At 63.1% G+C, this 249-nt stretch carries 1 pseudogene; it reads right to left on the bottom strand.

From position 1 onward, the window contains the following. Positions 1-249 (bottom strand): annotated as a pseudogene (gene aspA, locus ACLJNW_RS27255) (aspartate ammonia-lyase); the annotation flags it as partial.

Genomic DNA, 249 nt, shown 5'->3' with positions numbered 1-249 from the left:
ATGTACGGGTTCAGCGCGGTGACCAGACCGATGCTGTGCTCGACCAGTTCGTGGCAGCGCTCGACGTTGGCGGTGATGCCGGTGATGCAGTGCTCGCGGAGCATGTCCATGGCGCGTTGCAGCAGGCGGATCGAGTCGAAGATCTTGTAGGCGATCAGCGGCTCCATCACGTTCAGTTGCAACTGGCCGCCTTCGGCCGCCAGGGTCAGGGCGAGGTCGTTGCCGATCACTTCGAAGGCGACCTGGTTG

It is taken from the genome of Salmonella sp. SAL4457 (assembly GCF_046548235.1).
Classification (GTDB): Bacteria; Pseudomonadota; Gammaproteobacteria; order Enterobacterales; family Enterobacteriaceae; genus Salmonella; species Salmonella enterica.
The sequence above is the reverse complement of the archived record's forward strand: the minus strand, read 5'-3'. Positions and strand labels throughout refer to the sequence as shown.